The 17,233-nt window shown below is 74.2% G+C and carries 11 protein-coding genes and 5 pseudogenes; 10 read left to right on the top strand and 6 right to left on the bottom strand.

Going from position 1 to position 17,233, the window contains the following annotated elements:
• Positions 1 to 47 precede the first annotated feature (47 nt).
• Both ACZ7MY_RS32015 and ACZ7MY_RS32010 read left to right on the top strand, forming a co-directional pair.
• On the top strand, positions 48 to 1,265 hold the full coding sequence (locus tag ACZ7MY_RS32015) for a lycopene cyclase family protein (protein WP_499606786.1): 1,218 nt from the start codon (positions 48 to 50) through the stop codon (positions 1,263 to 1,265).
• Positions 1,256 to 2,827 carry an FAD-dependent oxidoreductase gene (locus ACZ7MY_RS32010; protein WP_499606785.1) on the top strand — a complete coding sequence of 524 codons (1,572 nt, stop codon included), beginning with the start codon at positions 1,256 to 1,258 and terminating at the stop codon, positions 2,825 to 2,827. The genes ACZ7MY_RS32015 and ACZ7MY_RS32010 overlap by 10 nt, the downstream gene beginning before the upstream one ends.
• Before the next feature lie 39 nt (positions 2,828 to 2,866).
• Here the strand turns inward: ACZ7MY_RS32010 and ACZ7MY_RS32005 are convergent, their stop codons facing one another.
• From ACZ7MY_RS32005 to ACZ7MY_RS31985, 5 genes are all read right to left on the bottom strand, one after another.
• Entirely contained in the window at positions 2,867 to 3,883 is a 1,017-nt protein-coding gene (locus ACZ7MY_RS32005) for a Rieske (2Fe-2S) protein (RefSeq protein ID WP_499606784.1), read from the bottom strand.
• On the bottom strand, positions 3,880 to 4,881 hold the full coding sequence (locus ACZ7MY_RS32000; protein ID WP_499606783.1) for a phytoene/squalene synthase family protein: 1,002 nt from the start codon (positions 4,879 to 4,881) through the stop codon (positions 3,880 to 3,882). Before ACZ7MY_RS32000 ends, ACZ7MY_RS32005 begins: the two co-directional genes overlap by 4 nt.
• Complete coding sequence (crtI, locus tag ACZ7MY_RS31995) at positions 4,878 to 6,395, bottom strand: phytoene desaturase family protein (protein ID WP_499606782.1); 1,518 nt, start codon at positions 6,393 to 6,395, stop codon at positions 4,878 to 4,880. Before crtI ends, ACZ7MY_RS32000 begins: the two co-directional genes overlap by 4 nt.
• A 46-nt stretch (positions 6,396 to 6,441) precedes the next feature.
• Positions 6,442 to 7,542, bottom strand: coding sequence for a polyprenyl synthetase family protein (locus ACZ7MY_RS31990; RefSeq protein WP_499606781.1), 1,101 nt, complete (start codon positions 7,540 to 7,542; stop codon positions 6,442 to 6,444).
• A gap of 364 nt (positions 7,543 to 7,906) precedes the next feature.
• Positions 7,907 to 9,361 carry an MFS transporter gene (locus ACZ7MY_RS31985; protein WP_499606780.1) on the bottom strand — a complete coding sequence of 485 codons (1,455 nt, stop codon included), beginning with the start codon at positions 9,359 to 9,361 and terminating at the stop codon, positions 7,907 to 7,909.
• Positions 9,362 to 9,525: 164 nt separating this feature from the next.
• Between ACZ7MY_RS31985 and ACZ7MY_RS31980 the strand changes: the two genes are divergently transcribed.
• The 5 genes and pseudogenes from ACZ7MY_RS31980 to ACZ7MY_RS31960 all read left to right on the top strand — a co-directional run.
• Complete coding sequence (locus tag ACZ7MY_RS31980; RefSeq protein ID WP_499606779.1) at positions 9,526 to 9,966, top strand: MarR family winged helix-turn-helix transcriptional regulator; 441 nt, start codon at positions 9,526 to 9,528, stop codon at positions 9,964 to 9,966.
• Between the two features lie 182 nt (positions 9,967 to 10,148).
• The gene (locus ACZ7MY_RS31975) at positions 10,149 to 10,844 is read left to right on the top strand and encodes an SDR family oxidoreductase (protein WP_499606778.1); all 696 of its coding nucleotides are present in this window, start codon (positions 10,149 to 10,151) and stop codon (positions 10,842 to 10,844) included.
• Between the two features lie 112 nt (positions 10,845 to 10,956).
• A pseudogene (locus ACZ7MY_RS31970) lies at positions 10,957 to 11,106 on the top strand (ClpX C4-type zinc finger protein); the annotation flags it as partial.
• A 391-nt stretch (positions 11,107 to 11,497) separates the two neighbouring features.
• Positions 11,498 to 11,710 (top strand): annotated as a pseudogene (locus ACZ7MY_RS31965) (cation:proton antiporter regulatory subunit); the annotation flags it as partial.
• 1,696 nt (positions 11,711 to 13,406) lie between these two features.
• Positions 13,407 to 13,601 (top strand): annotated as a pseudogene (locus ACZ7MY_RS31960) (helix-turn-helix domain-containing protein); the annotation flags it as partial.
• Positions 13,602 to 13,756: 155 nt separating this feature from the next.
• Here the strand turns inward: ACZ7MY_RS31960 and ACZ7MY_RS31955 are convergent.
• Positions 13,757 to 14,191, bottom strand: coding sequence for a DUF5753 domain-containing protein (locus tag ACZ7MY_RS31955; RefSeq protein WP_499606777.1), 435 nt, complete (start codon positions 14,189 to 14,191; stop codon positions 13,757 to 13,759).
• Between ACZ7MY_RS31955 and ACZ7MY_RS31950 the strand changes: the two are divergent.
• The 3 genes and pseudogenes from ACZ7MY_RS31950 to ACZ7MY_RS31940 all read left to right on the top strand — a co-directional run.
• Positions 14,124 to 14,426, top strand: a pseudogene (locus ACZ7MY_RS31950) (cation:proton antiporter regulatory subunit); the annotation flags it as partial. The gene ACZ7MY_RS31955 and the pseudogene ACZ7MY_RS31950 overlap by 68 nt on opposite strands.
• 2 nt (positions 14,427 to 14,428) lie before the next feature.
• Positions 14,429 to 15,717 (top strand): annotated as a pseudogene (locus tag ACZ7MY_RS31945) (cation:proton antiporter).
• Between the two features lie 186 nt (positions 15,718 to 15,903).
• Positions 15,904 to 17,151 carry an MFS transporter gene (locus ACZ7MY_RS31940; RefSeq protein ID WP_499606776.1) on the top strand — a complete coding sequence of 416 codons (1,248 nt, stop codon included), beginning with the start codon at positions 15,904 to 15,906 and terminating at the stop codon, positions 17,149 to 17,151.
• Positions 17,152 to 17,233 lie beyond the last annotated feature (82 nt).

Below are 17,233 nucleotides of genomic sequence, written 5' to 3'. Positions count from 1 at the left end.
ATCATCGCCACAACCGCTGCGCACGCACCACCGTCCGGGAGGATCCGTTGACCGAGGCCGGAGTCCGCGGCGCCGCCGACGTCGTGATCGTCGGGGCGGGCGCCGCCGGACTGTCCCTGGCGCACCGTCTGACGACCGCGCCGGGCCCGGACGGCCGCCCCGCGTCGATCGTGCTCGTCGAGCCCCCGGCGGGCTCCCCCGTGCTCTCGCCGGCACGCACCTGGTGCTCCTGGGCGGACGGGCGGGACGAGTTCGACGACCTGGTCGCCGCCCGCTGGCACCGGCTGCGGATCACCGCCAGGGACGGCCGCCGCGTGTCGTTCACTTCCCCGCGCGCGTACCGGATGATCCGTTCGGCCGACTTCCTCCACGGGGTCGGCGCGCTGCTCGCCGGCCGGCCCGGCGTACGCAGGGTGGAGGCGACCGTGGACGAGGTGCGCGACGTGCCGGGCGGCGCCGAGGTGCTCGGCCGCGACGCCGAGGGCCGTCCGGTCCGGCTCCGTGCCCGCTGGGCCTTCGACTCGCGGCCCCCGGGCGAACTGCCGCCGGCCCGCACCACGCTCCTGCAGCACTTCAGGGGCTGGTTCGTCACCACCGGCAGCGACCGCTTCGAGCCCGGCGTGGCCGACCTGATGGACTTCCGCACCCCCCAGCCCGCGCACGGGCTGTCCTTCGCCTACGTGCTGCCCTTCACACCGCGCGAGGCACTGGTGGAGTACACCGAGTTCTCCGCCGCGCCGCTGACCGGGCCCGCCTACGACGCGGCGCTGGAGGAGTACGTGCACCGCGTGTGGCGGCCGGACGGCCATGTGGTCACCGCGGTCGAGCAGGGGGTCATCCCCATGACGGACGGCCGGTTCCCCCGGTCCGCGGGAGAGAGCGTGTTCCGCATCGGGGTGGCCGGTGGCGCCACCCGGCCTTCCACGGGCTACGCCTTCGCGGCCATCCAGCGGCAGTCGGCCGCGGTGGCCGCCGCCTGGCACGCCGGCCGGACCCCGCGGCCCCCGGTGCCGCACGCGGGCCGCCACCGCCTCATGGACGCCGTCATGCTGCGCGCCCTGGCGACCGGCCGGGCCGGCGGGGCGGCGTTCTTCGAGGGCCTGTTCCGGCGCAATCCCCCGGAGCGGGTCCTGCGCTTCCTCGACGGCACGTCGACCCTGCGCGACGAATGGGCGATCGGCATGGGCACGCCGGTGCCCGCCATGCTGCGCTCACTGCTGGAACTCCCGCTGGTCCCGCGACGAAAGGCCACCGCATGCCCGTGAACCCCCCGTCCCGGCCGGCCCGTCCCGGCCGTGACCGCAGGGCCGTGCTGTGGCCGGCGCGGGGCGGTGCCGCACGGGTGCCCGCGCCCGCTCCCCGCGCGGCCGTGGTGGGCGGCGGGATCGCCGGGATCGCGGCCGCCGTCGTGCTCGCCGAACGCGGTGTGCGCGTCGACCTGCTGGAACGGGAGGAGAACCTCGGCGGCCGGGCGGCCGGATGGCGGACCGCTCTGGCCGACGGCCGGCAGGTCACGATGAGCCGGGGCTTCCACGCCTTCTTCCGCCAGTACTACAACCTCCGCGCGTTGCTCCGCCGGACCGACCCGGGCCTTCACCGGCTGCGGCCGCTCGCCGACTACCCGCTGCAGCGCGCCACCGGCGCCCGCGACGGCTTCCGCCACGTGCCGCGCACACCGCCGTGGAGCGTGCTGGGCTTCGTCGCGCTCAGCCCCGCCTTCGGCTGGTCGAGCCTGACCCGGATGAACCCGCGGGCCGCCCTGCCGCTGCTCGACGTACGCGTGCCCGAGGTGTACGAGCGGCTCGACGGGGTGAGCGCGTCCGCCTTCCTGGACGAGGTCCGGTTCCCGGAGGACGCCCGCGACCTGGCCTTCGAGGTGTTCTCCCGCAGTTTCTTCGCCGATCCGAAGGAGCTGTCCGCCGCGGAACTGGTGCTGATGTTCCACATCTACTTCCTGGGATCCTCCGAAGGACTGCTGTTCGACGTGCCCGACGAGCCCTACCCGCAGGCGCTCTGGGAACCGCTGGCCGGGCACCTGTCCGGCCTCGGGGCCTGCGTCCGCACCGGCAGCACCGTCCTCGCCGTGCGCCCCGAGGACGAGGGTTTCCGCCTGGCGGTCGCCGCCACCGGTACGACGTCCCCGCCGCCGGAGGAGCACCGCTACGACGCCGTCGTCCTCGCCCTCGACACGGCCGGCCTGCAGGCCGTGGCCGCGGCGTCGCCCGGTCTGGGGACCGGCGCCTGGCGCGCGGGGGTCGAACGGCTGCGCCAGGCACCGCCGTTCCTGGTCTCGCGCTACTGGCTGGACCGCCCCGTACGGAAGGACCGGCCGGGGTTCCTGGGGACGAGCGGTTACGGCCCGGTGGACAACGTCAGCGTCCTCAGCCACTGGGAGGGAGAGGCGGCCCGCTGGGCGGCGGCGACCGGCGGCTCGGTCGTGGAACTCCACGCCTACGCGGTCGGCCCGGCGGCCGACCGCGACTCCGTCCAGGACGCGATGCGCCGCGAACTGTCGCGGATCTACCCCGAGTGCGCCGCGGCGGCCGTGGTCGACAGCCGCCACGAATGGCGGCGCGACTGCCCGCTGTTCGCCGTGGGCGGCTACCGGGACCGGCCCACCGTCCGCACGTCCCACCCCCGGCTGGTGCTGGCCGGCGACCACGTGCGGACCGCGCTCCCCGTCGCCCTGATGGAACGGGCGGCCACCACGGGCATGGAGGCGGCGAACGCCCTCCTGGCCACCTGGGGGGTGCGCGGCCACCCGCTGTGGTCGGTCCCGGTCGGTGGCCGCAACCCCGTCATGCGCGCGCTGGCACGCCGGGGCTGACCGCGCCGCGCCGCCCCCGCCGCGCACGCCGGCGGGGTCTCAGCCGGGGAACCGGCCCTGGCCGCGCAGGGCGTAGCGGCGCTCGGCGTAGGCGAGGTCGTCGCGCCACAGGCGGGCGGCGGTGCGCCGCAGCAACGGCCGGAGCAACGGTGCGGCGCGACGCGCGAGGGTGAAGCCGGGACGCGGTGAGTGGGCGACGACGGCCTCGGTCACGGCGGTGCGCGGCCGTCCGTCGCCGCCGGGACAGAGCGGGGTGGCGTGGGTCTCGACGACGCTGCCGGCGCCCTCCCCCGAGACGATCCGCATCACCACGGTGCGCGGCCCGGGTGCGGTGAACTCGGCCCGTACCGGGACGCCGAGACGTCCGCGGACCCGGAAGGACACGTCGACCAGGAAGCGGTCCGCTTCGGCGCCGGAGGCGTCCGTGCCGTGGGCGGCGGGCGCCTCGACGACGGTGAGGTCGGCGAAGGAGTGCGGGTGGAACCAGGCCCCGTGCCACGGGTCGAGCCGGTTGGCGACGACGTCCTCGGGCTCGCACCGCCCGGCGACGGTCATGACCGCCGCCAGCGAGGCCGCGGGGGCGGGCCGCGCGGGGACGGACGGCGCCGCCGAGGGTTCCTCACCACCGGCGGCGTCGAGGCGCACCCACACCAGCAGGCCGTCGTCGTGGGCCGGGTAGGGCTCCCACCCCGGGTGTCCCGAGGGCTTCAACGCCAGGCCGTGCCAGTGGCAGACGATCGTGCCGTCCCGCACGAAGCTCTCGCACAGCGGGGCCCCCAGGTGCGGGCAGGCGCCGGGCGCCGCCCGGACCTGCCCCCGCCGGTCGCGCCACAGCACCACTTCGAGCCCCGCCACGGTCCTCCCGGTGACGCGCCGATCGACGACCTCGGTACTGGCGGCCACCACGTACCAGTTGCCGGACGGACGCGCCTGGGCGCGCTTGAGCGCGGACGCGATCAGGGCGGGCCTGGCCTCCCGCCAGGTCGGCGGCTGGTCCCGCCACGCGCCCCCGGAGAGCAGGGACAGCGGATGGAACGGGCGGCCGGAGCGGCTCATACGGTCGACTCCTCGGGCGTGTCGGATGCGGTACCGCACGCCACCGTCCGGGGGGACGCCCGGTGGGTGACGCGGCTGGAGACGACGCCGGCGAGACCGCGGGCGGCCTCGCGGACGCGGCGGTGCCGGGGCACGGCCACGCGACGGTGCAGCACCGGGTAGTCGGCGGCCTCGATCTCGTCGAGGATGCCCCGGTAGAGCACCAGCGCCGTCCGGACGCAGGGGCGTGAGACAGGGGCGAGCAGGGGGATGCCGACGGCGGCCCGCAGGTACACCGCCCGGGTGAGGGCGGCGGTCTCCCGCAGGGCGCTGCGGACCCGCGGGTCGGTGGTGCCGCGCCCGCGGCACCAGGTCAGCAGGGCGCGGTCGGCCCCGTGGGCGGCCAGGATGTCGCCGGGGATGTAGACGCGGCCGCGGTCCAGGTCCTCCCCCACGTCGCGCAGGAAGTTGGTGAGCTGGAAGGCGACCCCGAGGGCCGCCGCCGCCGGCGCGGCCTCCTCCCGGGCGGTGACCGTGCCCAGCACCGGCAGCACCTGCAGGCCGATCACCGCGGCCGAACCGTGCATGTAGGCGGCGAGATCGGCGTAGGTGGGGTACGCGGTGACGGTCAGGTCCATCCGCATGGCGGCCATGAAGTCGGTGAACAGCGCGTGGTCGAGCCGGTGCCGCCGGACGGTGTCGGCGAGCGCGGTGACGACCGGGTGTTCCGCCCGGCCGCTGCGCAGCCCGTCCAGCAGCACCGTCTCCAGCGCGGCGAGGTCCCGCGCGCGGGACGCGGGCGCGTCGGCGCGGTGGCCGTCCTCGGCGTCGACGATGTCGTCGGCCCAGCGGGCGAAGCCGTAGAGGGCGTGGACGAAGGGGCGACGGTCCGGGGTGAGCAGCCGGGTGGCCAGGAAGTAGGTCTTGCCGTGCCGTGCGTTCAGCGCGCGGCAGCGCGTGTAGGCGTCCCGTGTCGCGGGCTCGGTGATCCCGGCGGCGTCGAGTTCGCGGGTGGTCACAGGACGGCCCTCCGTGGCCGCCGCCGTGCCACCGCGCGGTCCCCGGCGATGCGGGCGGCGGCGAGCTTCCCGGAGATCAGCACGGTGGGCACTCCGACGCCCGGGACGGTCCCGCAGCCGGCCAGGACGACGTTCCCGGCGCCGGGGACGAGGTTGCGGGAGCGGAAGGGGCCCGTCTGGGCGAAGGTGTGGGCGGCGGAGAAGGGCGTGCCCGCCGCGTGCCCCGCCGCAGCCCAGTCGGCGGGCGACACCGTGCGCAGGGTCTCGACGGAGGCCTCGAACCCCTCCAGCCCGCGCTTGTCCAGTTCCTCCATCAGGCGGTCCCGGTAGACGGGAGCCAGTTGGTCCCAGTCGACGCGGCCGGTGGCCAGGTTGGGGCAGGGGGCGAGGACGTAGTGCAGGTGCCGGCCCTCGGGTGCGAGGGACGGGTCGGTGGTCGTGGGGCGGGTGATCAGGAGCGAGGGGTCGCTCATGAGGCGTCCGAGACGGGTCAGTTCGTCGAAGGTCCGGGTCCAGGCGGCGCCGAAGGAGAGGGTGTGGTGCGCCAGTTGCGGCCAGGTGCGGCGGGTCCCGGCGTGCAGCACGAACGCGGACGGGGACCAGCGCAGCCGTACCGGGCGCCGGGGGACGCGCCCCAGGAGCCGGTGCGCCACCGGCAGGTCGGGCGTGAGCACCACGGCGTCGCAGGGGATGCGTTCGCCCTCGCGGGTGCGGACGGCCGTCACCCTGCCGCCGTGACCGCGTTCGAGGGCGGCGACCTCGCAGCCGTAGCGGAGGTCGGCCCCGGCGTCGGTGGCCTCGGCGGCGAGCCCGCGGGCGACCGCGTGCATGCCGCCGCGCGGGAAGTACACGCCGGCGACGGTGTCCATGTAGGCGATGACGGCGTAGGCGGCCAGTGCCCGGGCGGGCGGCACCCCGGCGTACAGCGCCTGGAAGGAGAACACCCGCTGCAGGCGCTCGTCCCGGACGAAGCGCGCGATGCGCGGCTGGAGCCGGCCGAATCCGCCGAGCGCCGCCAGCCGGGCCAGGTCGGGGGTGAGCAGCGACAGGGGCGAGTCGAAGTTGACGTCGATGAAGCTGCGCATCTGGACCCGGTACAGCTCGCCCAGCCAGGACCGCAGCCGCCGGTACCCCTGTGCCTCGCGCCCGCCCGCGAACCGGGCGACCTCGGCCTCCATCACGTCCGGGTCGGTGTGGACGTCGAGGGCGGAGCCGTCGGCGAACCGCGCGCGGTAGGCGGGGTGCAGCGCCCGCAGTTCCACGCGCGAGGCGAGGGTGCCACCGGTGGCCGCGAACGCCTCTTCGAGGAGGTCGGGCATGGTCAGGACGGTCGGTCCCGTGTCGATGCGGTAGCCCCGCAGTTCGAGCAGGCCCGCGCGGCCCCCGGGTCCCGCGGCGCGTTCCAGTACGGTCACCCTGCGCCCGGCGCCCAGCAGGTGGAGGGTGGCCGCGAGACCGGACAGCCCGGCGCCGACGACGACCACGTGGTCGGTGCGGCCCTGGACGGTCCTCATCGGCGGGCCTCCTCGCGTCCGGGCGCCCGGTGGACGGCGGTGGGCGTCATGCGAGGGCCACCGCGCCGATGCGGCGGGCCAGCCCGGCCAGCGGGCGGATGCCCCGCGGCGCGAGGAGACCGGTCGTCAGGAGGGCCGCGGCCTCGTCGGCCAGCGCGGCGATCCTGGCCTCCACCGCCTGCACCGCGCCCAGTTCCCGCAACAGCCCGCGGAACGCCTTCACCTCCGTCTCGTCCGCGAGGGGGTTGCCGAGCGTGGCACGGACACGGGCCTCGGCTCCGGGCGAGCCGGACCTGCGGGCCAGTTGCACCGCCACGGCGGTCAGGTAGGTGGGCTTCCCCGATCGGATGTCGTCGCCCGTCGGCTTCCCGGTCTCCGCGGGGTCGCCGTAGAGGCCCAACAGGTCGTCACGGAGCTGGAAGGCCAGGCCGGTCCGGCGGCCGAACTCGTGCAGGACCTCGGTGGTGCGGTCGTCCGCGCCTGCGGCGACGGCGCCCACGGCCAGGGGGCGGGCGACGCTGTAGAGGGCGGACTTCAGCTCGGCGGTGCGCAGCGCCGCCTGCGGGTCGTCGGAGCGCTCGGCCTGCAGGCGCAGCTCCATGTGCTGGCCCACCACCATCTCCGAGCGCATGGCCTGCCACAGTTCCTCGACGCGGCGCCGTACGACGGAGTCCATCGGCACCGTCCGGAGCAGGTCTTCGGCCCACACCAGGGCCAGGTCCCCGGCCAGCACGGCCTGGGCGAACCCGTAGGCGGCGGCGTCACCGGACCAGCCGGCCACGAGGTGCTCCCGGGCGAAGTGGGCGTGCACCGCGGGGCCGCCGCGCCGGGTGTCCGAACGGTCCATCACGTCGTCGTGGATCAGCGCGCAGGCCTGCAGCAGTTCCAGCGCCGCCCCCAGCCGCACCGGCACCGCGATCCCCTCCCCGGAGGGCGGCCCGCCGGCGCAGAGCCAGCCCCACCACACGCATCGTGCGCGCAGCCGGGCCCCGCCCCGTGAGACGAACTCCGTGAGGACGCCGGCCAGGGCGGCGTCGGCGGGCAGGACACCCGATCCGGTGAGGCGCCGCTCGGCCATGTAGGCGGACAGTTCGGCCTCGACCGCCGCCACCACCTCGGTGTCCGCTCCCGCATCCGAGCTTCCCACGTCGGCCTCTCGGTCGGTGTCCCGGGCGGCCGTGCTCCGCGTGCGAAGACGGCGCCCACTGGCGACCGCTACCGGCCCCGGCGGCCTCGGAGCCGCGTGCCCGCCGGGAGGACGTCCCTACGGCGGCGCGCGGACACCCCACGGCCCACGGGGATGCGCGGTCGCTCCCGACTCTGGCACCGGCCCCGCCACCGCGCATCCGGGGGCCGCCCGGGCGGGGCCCCGCTCCGGCCGCACGCCCCGCACCCGCGAACCGGCGGAGCGCGGCGCATGACGCCGCGTCGGGCCGCACGCCCGGCACCGGGCGTGCGGCCGGCCGCCCTGCCGCGCGTCGGGGGACGCACGGCGGGGTGCGGACGGACGGTCAGCCGTCGAGGGCCGCCTTGTGGAACTCGGGGGCCTGGGCGGCCGCCGCGTCGCCGGACGCGGCGCGGGCGGCCGGGATGGCCGCGGCGACGAGCGCGGCGAGCAGGGCGATGCCGCAGCCTATCACCAGACCGGTGCGGAAGCCGTTCTCGGAGGTGAAGGTGTAGCCGCCCACGGTCGTGGTCATCTGGGAGAGGACGACACCGATGACGGCGGCGCCCACCGAGGTGCCGAGCGAGCGCATCAGGGCGTTGAAGCCGTTGGCCGCGGCGGTCTCCGAGAGCGGGACGGAACCCATGATGAGGGCGGGCATCGACCCGTACGCGAGTCCCACGCCGCTGTTGACGACCATGACCGCCAGCATCAGGCCCCAGGCGGTGCCCGTCAGCAGCAGCGACACACCGTACCCGGCGGCGAGCACCACGGCGCCGCAGATCAGGGTGAACTTGGGGCCGCGGGCGTTGGTCAGCTTTCCGCCGAGGGGGGAGACGATCATCATCATGATGCCGCCCGGCAGGAGCCACAGGCCCGCCGCGAGCATCGACTGGCCGAGGCCGTAGCCGGTCGCCTTCGGGAACTGCAGCAACTGCGGGACGACCAGCATCCCGGCGTACATGCCGAAGCCCACGAAGACCGAGGCGAGGTTGGTGATCAGGACCCGGGGCCGGGCCGTGGTGCGCAGGTCGACCAGCGGATCGCGGGTGCGCAGCTCCCACCAGCCCCAGCCGGCCAGCACGACGACGGCGGCACCGAACAGGCCCAGCGTGGTGCCCGACCCCCAGCCCCAGTCGGCGCCCTTGGACACGGCCAGTAGCAGGCAGACCAGTCCGGCGCCCAGACCGAGCGCGCCGGGAACGTCGAAGCGCTGGCCCTTGGCGCCGGCGGGAACCTCGGGGATGAAGAACCAGATCAGCACCGCGACGACGGCGGCCAGGCCCGCGGACCCCCAGAACAGCACCCGCCAGTCGGCGTACTGGGCGATGGCGGCCGCGATCGGCAGGCCGAGGCCGCCGCCGATGCCCATGGACGCGCTGACCAGGGCGATGGAGGAGCTGAGCTTCTCCGCGGGGACCACGTCGCGGAGCAGGGCGATGCCGAGCGGCACCATGCCCATGCCCATGCCCTGCAGACCCCGTCCGACGATCATCGGCACGACGGAGGACGACAGGGCGCAGACCACCGAGCCGACCACGAGCGGCACCGAACAGACCACCAGCATGGGCCGCTTGCCGACCAGGTCGCCGAGGCGCCCGAAGACGGGCACGCACACGGCCGCCACCAGGAGGGTGGCGGTGATCACCCAGGCGGCGTTCGAGGACGAGGTGTGGAGGATCTGCGGCAGCTCCCCCAGCAGCGGGGTGACCAGCGTCTGCATGATCGCGGCGGTGATGCCCGCGAGGGCCAGCGTGGCGACCACGCCCCCCGTACGGGCTGTGGGTTGTGGGGCGTTCATGACGGCACTCCTCGCCTGGCGGTCGTACGTTCGGGTCGGTATGCATCGTACATAGGAAGTGCATCACACACATGATGTGGCTGGTGCACGCCCTGTGCGAGGATGGCAGCGGGCGCCGCAGACGCACAGCGGCGGCCGGGTGAACGGCAGGAGGCGGAAGCGACATGGGCAGGTCCACCCACGAGGTCGAGTACGAGCAGATGCTCCTCAGCCGCCACGAACTGCTGCGCCACAGGTCCGGAACCCTGGACCGCAGCGCCTACATCCTCCTCAGCCGGATCCGGGTCCAGGGGCCGATGTCGATCGGCGAGCTGAGCGAGGCCTTCGCACTCGACACCTCCACCCTCAACCGGCAGACCGCCGCGGCCATGCGGGCCGGCCTGGTGGAGCGCATCCCCGACCCCGAGGGCGGCATGGCCCGTAAGTTCCGCATCACCGCGCGGGGCGCCGGCCTGCTCGACGAGGAGCGGGACGCCATCATCGGCGGCCTGGACAAGGTCATGGCCGACTGGTCGGACCAGGACATCGCCGCCTTCGCCGGGTACCTCAGGCGCTTCAACACCGACATCGAACGCCTCGCCGGACGGCCCTGGCCCCGCCCCTGACCCACCGGACGGCGGGCCGCACGGCCCGTCGACCCGCACCCGGCCCCCTTCCCCACCGACGCCACAGCTCTGACTTTCATAAATAAATCCAGGTGTTAGCCTGGTTGCGCGGGCCTCCGAGAGCCCGCGCTGTCGAGCCGTGTACGAGCCCAGCCGAGCGGGCGTGTCGCAAAGGAAGCCGAATGGACATCAAGGGATCAGTCGCCCTGGTGACGGGAGCCAACCGAGGGATCGGGCACGCGTTCGCCCGGGCGCTCCTGGAGCACGGCGCGGCGAAGGTCTACGCCGGCGTCCGGGACCCGAGGAGCGTGACCGATCCGGACCTCGTCCCGCTGCGGCTGGACGTGACGGACGAGGCACAGGTGGCCGCGGCGGCCGAGGCCGCGGGCGACGTCTCCGTACTGGTCAACAACGCCGGCATCGGCGGTGCCACGAGCGGGCTCCTCTCGGGCGGCCTCGACGGCGCCCGCCAGGCCATGGACGTCAACTACTTCGGCACGTGGGCGGTCTCGCGGGCCTTCGCGCCGGTGCTGGCCCGCAACGGCGGCGGGGCAATGGTGAACATGCTGTCGCTGGCCTCCTGGGTCGGACAGCCGCAGTTCCCCGGCTACGCCGCGTCCAAGGCCGCGCAGTGGTCGCTGACGGACGCGCTGCGCAAGGGCCTGCACGCCCAGGGCACCCTCGTCGTCGGCGTGCACTGCGGATTCGTGGACACCGAGCTGAGCGCCTGGACGGACGCGCCGAAGATCAGTGCCGCGAGCGTGGCGGAGCTGACCCTGGAGGCACTGACCCACGACCGCCTCGAGGTCCTCGCCGACGAGCAGACGCGAAACGTCAAGGCGGCCCTCTCCCAGCCCCCCGCCGTACCCGCCGCCTGACCCGGCGCGCGCGCCGAACGGAGCGGACCCGGACGCCGGCCTGGCAGGGTTGTCAGGGCCACCCTGACAACCCTACGCTGTCAGGACGACCCTGACACCACGGGAGTGAAACGTGACGCCCTCCGCCACCCGGGAAGAATTCGCCCACTGCTCCTTCTGCGGCAAGCCGGACCGCGAGGTCCAGAAGCTGATCGCGGGCCCCGGGGTGCAGATCTGCGACGAATGCGTGGCGCTGTCCACCTCGATCATCGACGGCACCCTGGGGACCGCGGCCCTGCCGCCCGCACCCCTGTGGGCGTCGCTCACGGACCCGGAGATGCTGGACCACATCCCGCGCGTCGCGGCGCACATCGACCGGGCCGAGGCCGATCTGCGGTCATGGGTGCTGGAGTTGCGGCGCCGCGGCATCACCTGGACCCGGATCGGCGAGGCCCTCGGCATCACCCGCCAGTCCGCGTGGGAACGGTTCTCCGGCGAGGAGTGACCCGTCGGCAGCCCGCCGCCCGTTCCCGCAGCCGGCGGCCCCCAGCCCGCGTCTCTGCGTCGTCCCGCCGGAATAGAACCGTCCGGTTGAACGTAATGCGGACGTAAAAGCCGCTGGTCGGAGCACCCCGCCGGCGGCGGGACGCGCGGGCTCGCCCGGGAGGCAGGACATGGGCATACGTCGGACGACCCTTCCGGGCATCGGGCCGCAGTACGACGTGACCACGCGCGCCGGACGGAACCTGTCGGTGGTGGTGCACCAGGACGGACGACGGTTCCTCGGCTTCTACGAAGCCGACGATCCCGACGCCTGCGGGAGGTCGGTCCCGCTGGAGGCCGAGGAGGCCACCGGACTGGCGCGGTTGCTGGACCCGAGGACGATCGCTTCGAGAGCGGTCGTCAGGCGCTCGATGAGCTCGGGCTCGATAGGGACGGTCGGTGCCTTCGTCACGATGCTTGCCGTGGAGTTGTAGACCAGCGGGTTTCGGCGCGCTGGCCGGCGACGTCTGAACGAGTTCCCGTGGGTCTTGTTGCGGCTGTACTCCGCGATCCATGCGAGGTCGGAGTCGCTGAAGGGCTTGCCGGACATGCGGTGGCATGGGAACTGGGGTCCCTTGCTGCCGGCTCATGGTCGTTGTGACGGATCCGTGACGCGGCGTGCGAAGGCCTTGGGTGCGGAGAGCAGAGGGCCGGCGCTTGTGGCGAGCGCCGGCCCTCACCGTTTGCGAGGTCCTTCCGGGACCTTGCAACCTGGAAGTGCGGCCTCGCTCGCTACGCACCGACCGCGGCGGGGCCACCCACGGGCGCGGTCCCGGTCGGTTCTCTCGGCTCTGTCCTGGCCGGGGCCGCTCGGGCGCCCGTCTGGCCGTGCGGGGCGAAGCTGCGGCCGGGCGGGCTCAAGGACGCGGCTCCGCCGACCCTCCACCGCGCACGCGCGGCGGGGCCGCTCGTCTCTCGGGTGCCCGCTTGGCTTGCGGGCCAGCGCCAGCGAGCTGAGCGTGGTCACAGGCCCAAGGACCGTTCCCTCCCCATAACGTCGCTCGGCCGAGAGTGGGCCCTTGCCGTGCGAGAGGCGGGGGCCCCGCTCTCTGTCTTGCTGCACGCGCGGGTCGCCCGGGGCGCGCGCATCCTGGAAGTGCGGTCCCACGCGACGTGACGCACGCGGGACTACAAAGGAGATAGGGGAGGCCCCCACCGCCCGGCGTGGTGGGGGCCTCGCGATGCTCGGACCACAGGGCGCATGCTGGAGGTGTGGCCCTGTCCACCGCTTGCCAAAGATGCCCTAGGGCAGGGTCGCGCATCTGCCCGCCCGGTCATGCGAGTGGTCCACGCGGCTGGCCGGACGGGCCCGAATACGCGGTCCTGCCGAACGTCCTCCCCCTCTTTCCGGCGGGGCCGCCGAAGCGCCCGCCCGACTGGCCGTGTGAGTACTCCACGGGATATGGGTCCAGTCGGGCGGGCTCCGGAGTTGGGTGAGCCCCCACCGCGGGGCTTGTGGCGAGCGTCGGTCCTCACCGTTTGCGGCGGGCGCCTCCGCCTCTGCGAGGACTGCCCGTCAGCCTGTGAAGTCGCGATCGGTTCGTCGGAGATACGCCGTGAGGCCGAGGGCCGCCACAAAGAGACTGGTCGCGGCAATCGTGCCTGGGGACGCGTGGTCCCTATCGCTGGCGGCCATGCAGGCCGCACCTGCTGCGCCAAGCAGGTCCCGAGTGGCAGAAAGCCAGAGGCGTCGCTTCACGTCGCCGACCACTACGACAAGACCGAGAATGCCGAGCACGGAGTAGATAACCACGTGGCCCCATTGAGCTGCTGACATCGGCGGATGATCTCACGCCAGCCGCGGTACGGACTAGGCCCGGACATGGGTGAGCCCCCACCGCGGGGGACGGTGGGGGCTCGGCCGTCGGCCTCCCGTGATGCTTGCCGTCGGAGGCCGCGGCAGTCAGCGGGGGCCGGTGTGGAGCGGGGCTGTCGGCGACGGTTGAAATGAGGGCCACGGGTAGCGGATCAAATTCGGGCCGGTCGGCGGTCTCGTGATCATCCTGGCTTCAGCGGTGCTGGAGGCAGGAGGAAGCGAGGGTGATCCGCGTGGAGGACTGGGCTGAGATCCGTCGGTTGCATCGGAGTGAGGGGTTGTCCGCCCGGGCGGTGGCCCGTGAGCTGGGAATTTCCCGGGGAACCGTGCTGCGGGCGTTGGCCTCGGATCGCCCACCGCAGTACCGGCGGGCGCCGAAGGGCTCGGCGGTGGACGCGGTCGAGCCCGCGATCCGGGAGTTTGATGCTCGCCCTGCCGCCGGTCGCCCCGCCGAACTGGTGGCCGCGCACCATCCGGCTCGGCCGCGACCACTACATCCGCGTCGCGGGCCTGGAGACCTCGACGCAGTCGCCAGGCTCGCTATAGGTGGACTTCACGAACGGTGCCTCGGGGATCATCCCCATGCGGTTGCTACCTCCGTCAGGAAAGCGCGTGAGTCGTCCGGCGACAGTGCCGCCTCCGTCATGGTGTCAAAGGCGGAGTGCAGGCGGACGACGTCCGCGGTACGCGTCGAGTACCAGCCGCCGACGATGGATTCGAGGTAACCCAGCCGGGACAGCTTGGCGCCCCGCAGGCCGTAGAGGGCGAACTGCCCAGACCTGCCCGGCGTCGGCCGGCCCTCAGGCATGACGCGGATGTCGATGCGGGGGTTCGACTCTGCCAGGTTCGCCAGGTGCCGTAGCTGGGCGGCATGTACCTGAGTGTTGGCCAGTGGTTGGCGCAGTGCTGCCTCGCCGACGATGAACTGCGCCTGCCCCACCTCGTCGAGGTTGGCCCATCGCTGCAGAAACGAGTCGACCCCGCTGGAGGCCGTGCGGACGGACGGCATCGGGCTGGTCACCGAGCAGATCCCGGTCGACTCGAGGTCGCCGTACGCGGGACGGCCGCTGGGCGACACCCGGGCCCGGACGCTGACCGGGGCCTCCGTCGTGGCGGTGCTGCGGCGGACGAGCGCCCATCCGTCGCCCAGCCCGGACTTCCGGCTGGCCATCGGGGACGTCCTCGTGGCGGTCGGCACGCGTGAGGGCGTGGACGCCCTAACCTCGATCGTGGCGGGGCGCTGAGGATGCACCACACCACCGCGCTGCTCGTCGAACTCGGGGCCGTCATCCTCGGACTCGGCCTCATCGGGCGTCTCGCGGGCCGGATCGGACTGTCGCCCGTACCGCTGTACCTGCTGGCCGGTCTCGCCTTCGGGCACGGCGGCGTCGTGCCGCTGTCGGCCAGCGAGGACTTCATCTCCGTGGGGGCCGAGAACGGCGTGGTCCTGCTGCTCCTGCTGCTCGGCCTGGAGTACAGCGCCTCGGAGCTGGTCGGCAACCTGCGCGCCCAATACCCCTCGGGATTGGTGGACTTCGTCCTGAACGCGGTGCCGGGCGCGGTGGCGGCGCTGCTGCTGGGCTGGGGACCGGTGGCCGCGGTCGCGCTGGCCGGGGTCACCTGGATCTCGTCGTCGGGCGTCGCCGCGAAGGTCCTCACGGACCTCGGCCGGCTCGGCAACCGCGAGACGCCCGTGGTGCTCGGCGTCCTGGTCATCGAGGACCTGGCGATGGCGGTCTACCTGCCGCTGCTGACGACGTTGCTGGCCGGCCTCGGCTTCGCGGCCGGCGGCGTGACGTTGGCGATCGCCCTCGGCACCGTGGGCACGGTGCTGTACCTGGCGTTGCGGCACGGACGGCTGATCAGCAGGGCGGTCTCGTCCGACAACCCCGAGATGCTGCGCTGGTCGTGCTCGGACTGGCGCTGGTGGTGGCGGGCATCTCCCAGAAGCTGCAGGTGTCGGCGGCCGTCGGCGCGTTCCTGGTGGGCATCGCCCTGTCCGGTGAGGTCGCGGAGGGCGCGGGACGTCTGCTCACGCCGCTGCGCGACCTGTTCGCCGCCGTCTTCTTCGTGTTCTTCGGGCTGTCGACCGATCCGGCGGCCGTCCCGCCGGTGCTGCTGCCGGCGCTGGCCCTGGCGGTGGTCACCGCGGGAACCAAGATCGTCACCGGTTGGTACGCCGCCCGGCGGGCGGGCGTCCACGCGCGGGGCCGGCTGCGGGCGGGCGGCGCGCTCGTCGCGCGCGGGGAATTCTCGATCGTCATCGCGGGACTGGCCGTGGCCGTGGAACCGCGCATCGGACCGCTTGCCACCGCGTACGTCCTGATGCTGGTCGTCGTCGGGCCCCTGGCGGCCCGGTACGCCGAGCCCGCGGTCATCGGGGCGGCCCGATTGCTGCGGCGGGACGCTTCGCGCGGCCGGCGGTGGCGGACGCGGCCGCGGCCGGCGGTGGCGGACGCGGCCGCGGCCGACAACCTCCTGGCCGTCGGCGCCTTCGAGGTGGCGCCGCCCGAGGACCACCCCGCGGGCCGGTGAGGCCGTCATCTCCGCTGGAGATGACAGACATCGTGATCCATCTCCGTCGCCGGGGAAGCAATCGCCGGTCGCGGACGCTGGAACAGTCATCCGGGCAGCACGAGCAGTCGCCCGCCCGCCGCTCCTCCCGTCCGAACCGCACCGCCGGTTCCCGTCACGAGAAGGACCCTCGTGTCCCGTCCCCGCATGGCCCGTTGCGCACGGCGTCCGATGGCCGCCAAGGCCACCGAGGCCGCCCACGGCGTTCCCGGATGGCTGGTGGCCCTGCTGGCCGTCGCTTCTGGGATGACCGTGGCGAACCTCTACTACGCCCAGCCGCTGCTGTCGTCCCTGAGCCGGGTCTTCCACCTGGGCACGGCGACGGCCGGCGCGCTGATCACCGTGACCCAGATCGGCTACGTGGCGGGGATGGTCCTCCTGGTCCCGCTCGGCGACCGGCTGGAGAAGCGCCGGCTGGTCACGGTCCTGCTGGCCGTCACCACGGTCGCCCTGGCGGTGGCGGGGACCGCCACTGCCTTCCCGGTGCTGCTCGTCGCGTCCCTGGTCAGCGGTGCCACCTCCGTCGTCGCACAGATCCTGGTGCCGTTCGCGGCGGGCCTCGCGCCCGACCACGCCCGCGGGCGCGTCGTGGGCCGCGTGATGAGCGGGCTGCTCGCCGGGATCCTGCTGTCGCGTACCGTCAGCAGCCTGGTCTCCGACGTCGCCGGCTGGCGCTACGTCTACCTCGGCTCCGCGATCCTGATGGCGCTGCTGGCCCTGGCGCTGCGCGCCGCCCTGCCGCAGCACGCCCCCACGACCTCCCTGCCCTACTCCCAGGTCCTGCGCTCCACGGCGCGGCTGGTGCGGACGCACCCGGCCCTGCGCCGCCGGGCGGTGTACCAGGCGGCCCTGTTCGGCGCGTTCAGCGCCTTCTGGACCACCGTCTCCTTCCTCCTCACCGGCCCGTTCCACTACTCGCAGATCGGCGTCGCGGTCTTCGCGCTCGTCGGCGCGGCGGGCGCCGCGGTGGCTCCGCTGGCGGGCCGCTGGGCCGACCGCAAGCTGGTCCGCCCCGTCACGGGGACCGCCCTCGGCGGCGCGGCCGTGGCCTTCACCGTGGCGGGCTTCGGGCAGCACAGCATCGTCCTGGTGGCACTGGCCGCGGTCCTGATCGACATGGCCGTGCAGACGACGCTCATCCTCGGGCAGCACACCGTGTACCAGTTGGACGCCGCCGCGCGGTCGCGGCTGAACAGCGCCTTCATCGCCCTCTTCTTCGTGGGCGGGGCGCTCGGGTCGCAGCTCGGCTCGGTGGCCTACCACGCGGCCGGGTGGACGGCGGTCAGCGCGCTGGGGGCGGCGCTCCCCCTGATCGGCCTCGGTTACTGGGCGACGGAGTGGCGGACCGGCCGCAAGGACCCGGGGGACCCGGCCGCGCGGCAGCCCTCGGGCTGACCGCCCGCACCGCCCGGCCCCGTCCGTTGCCCTCCGCCCCGGGCAGGGCGGTGGTGCGCGGGGCCCGCGGGAGCCACCCGGC

The organism is Streptomyces sp. NPDC111520, from assembly GCF_055635295.1.
Note: the sequence above shows the minus strand (reverse complement) of the source record. Positions and strands in the feature narration are given on the sequence as shown.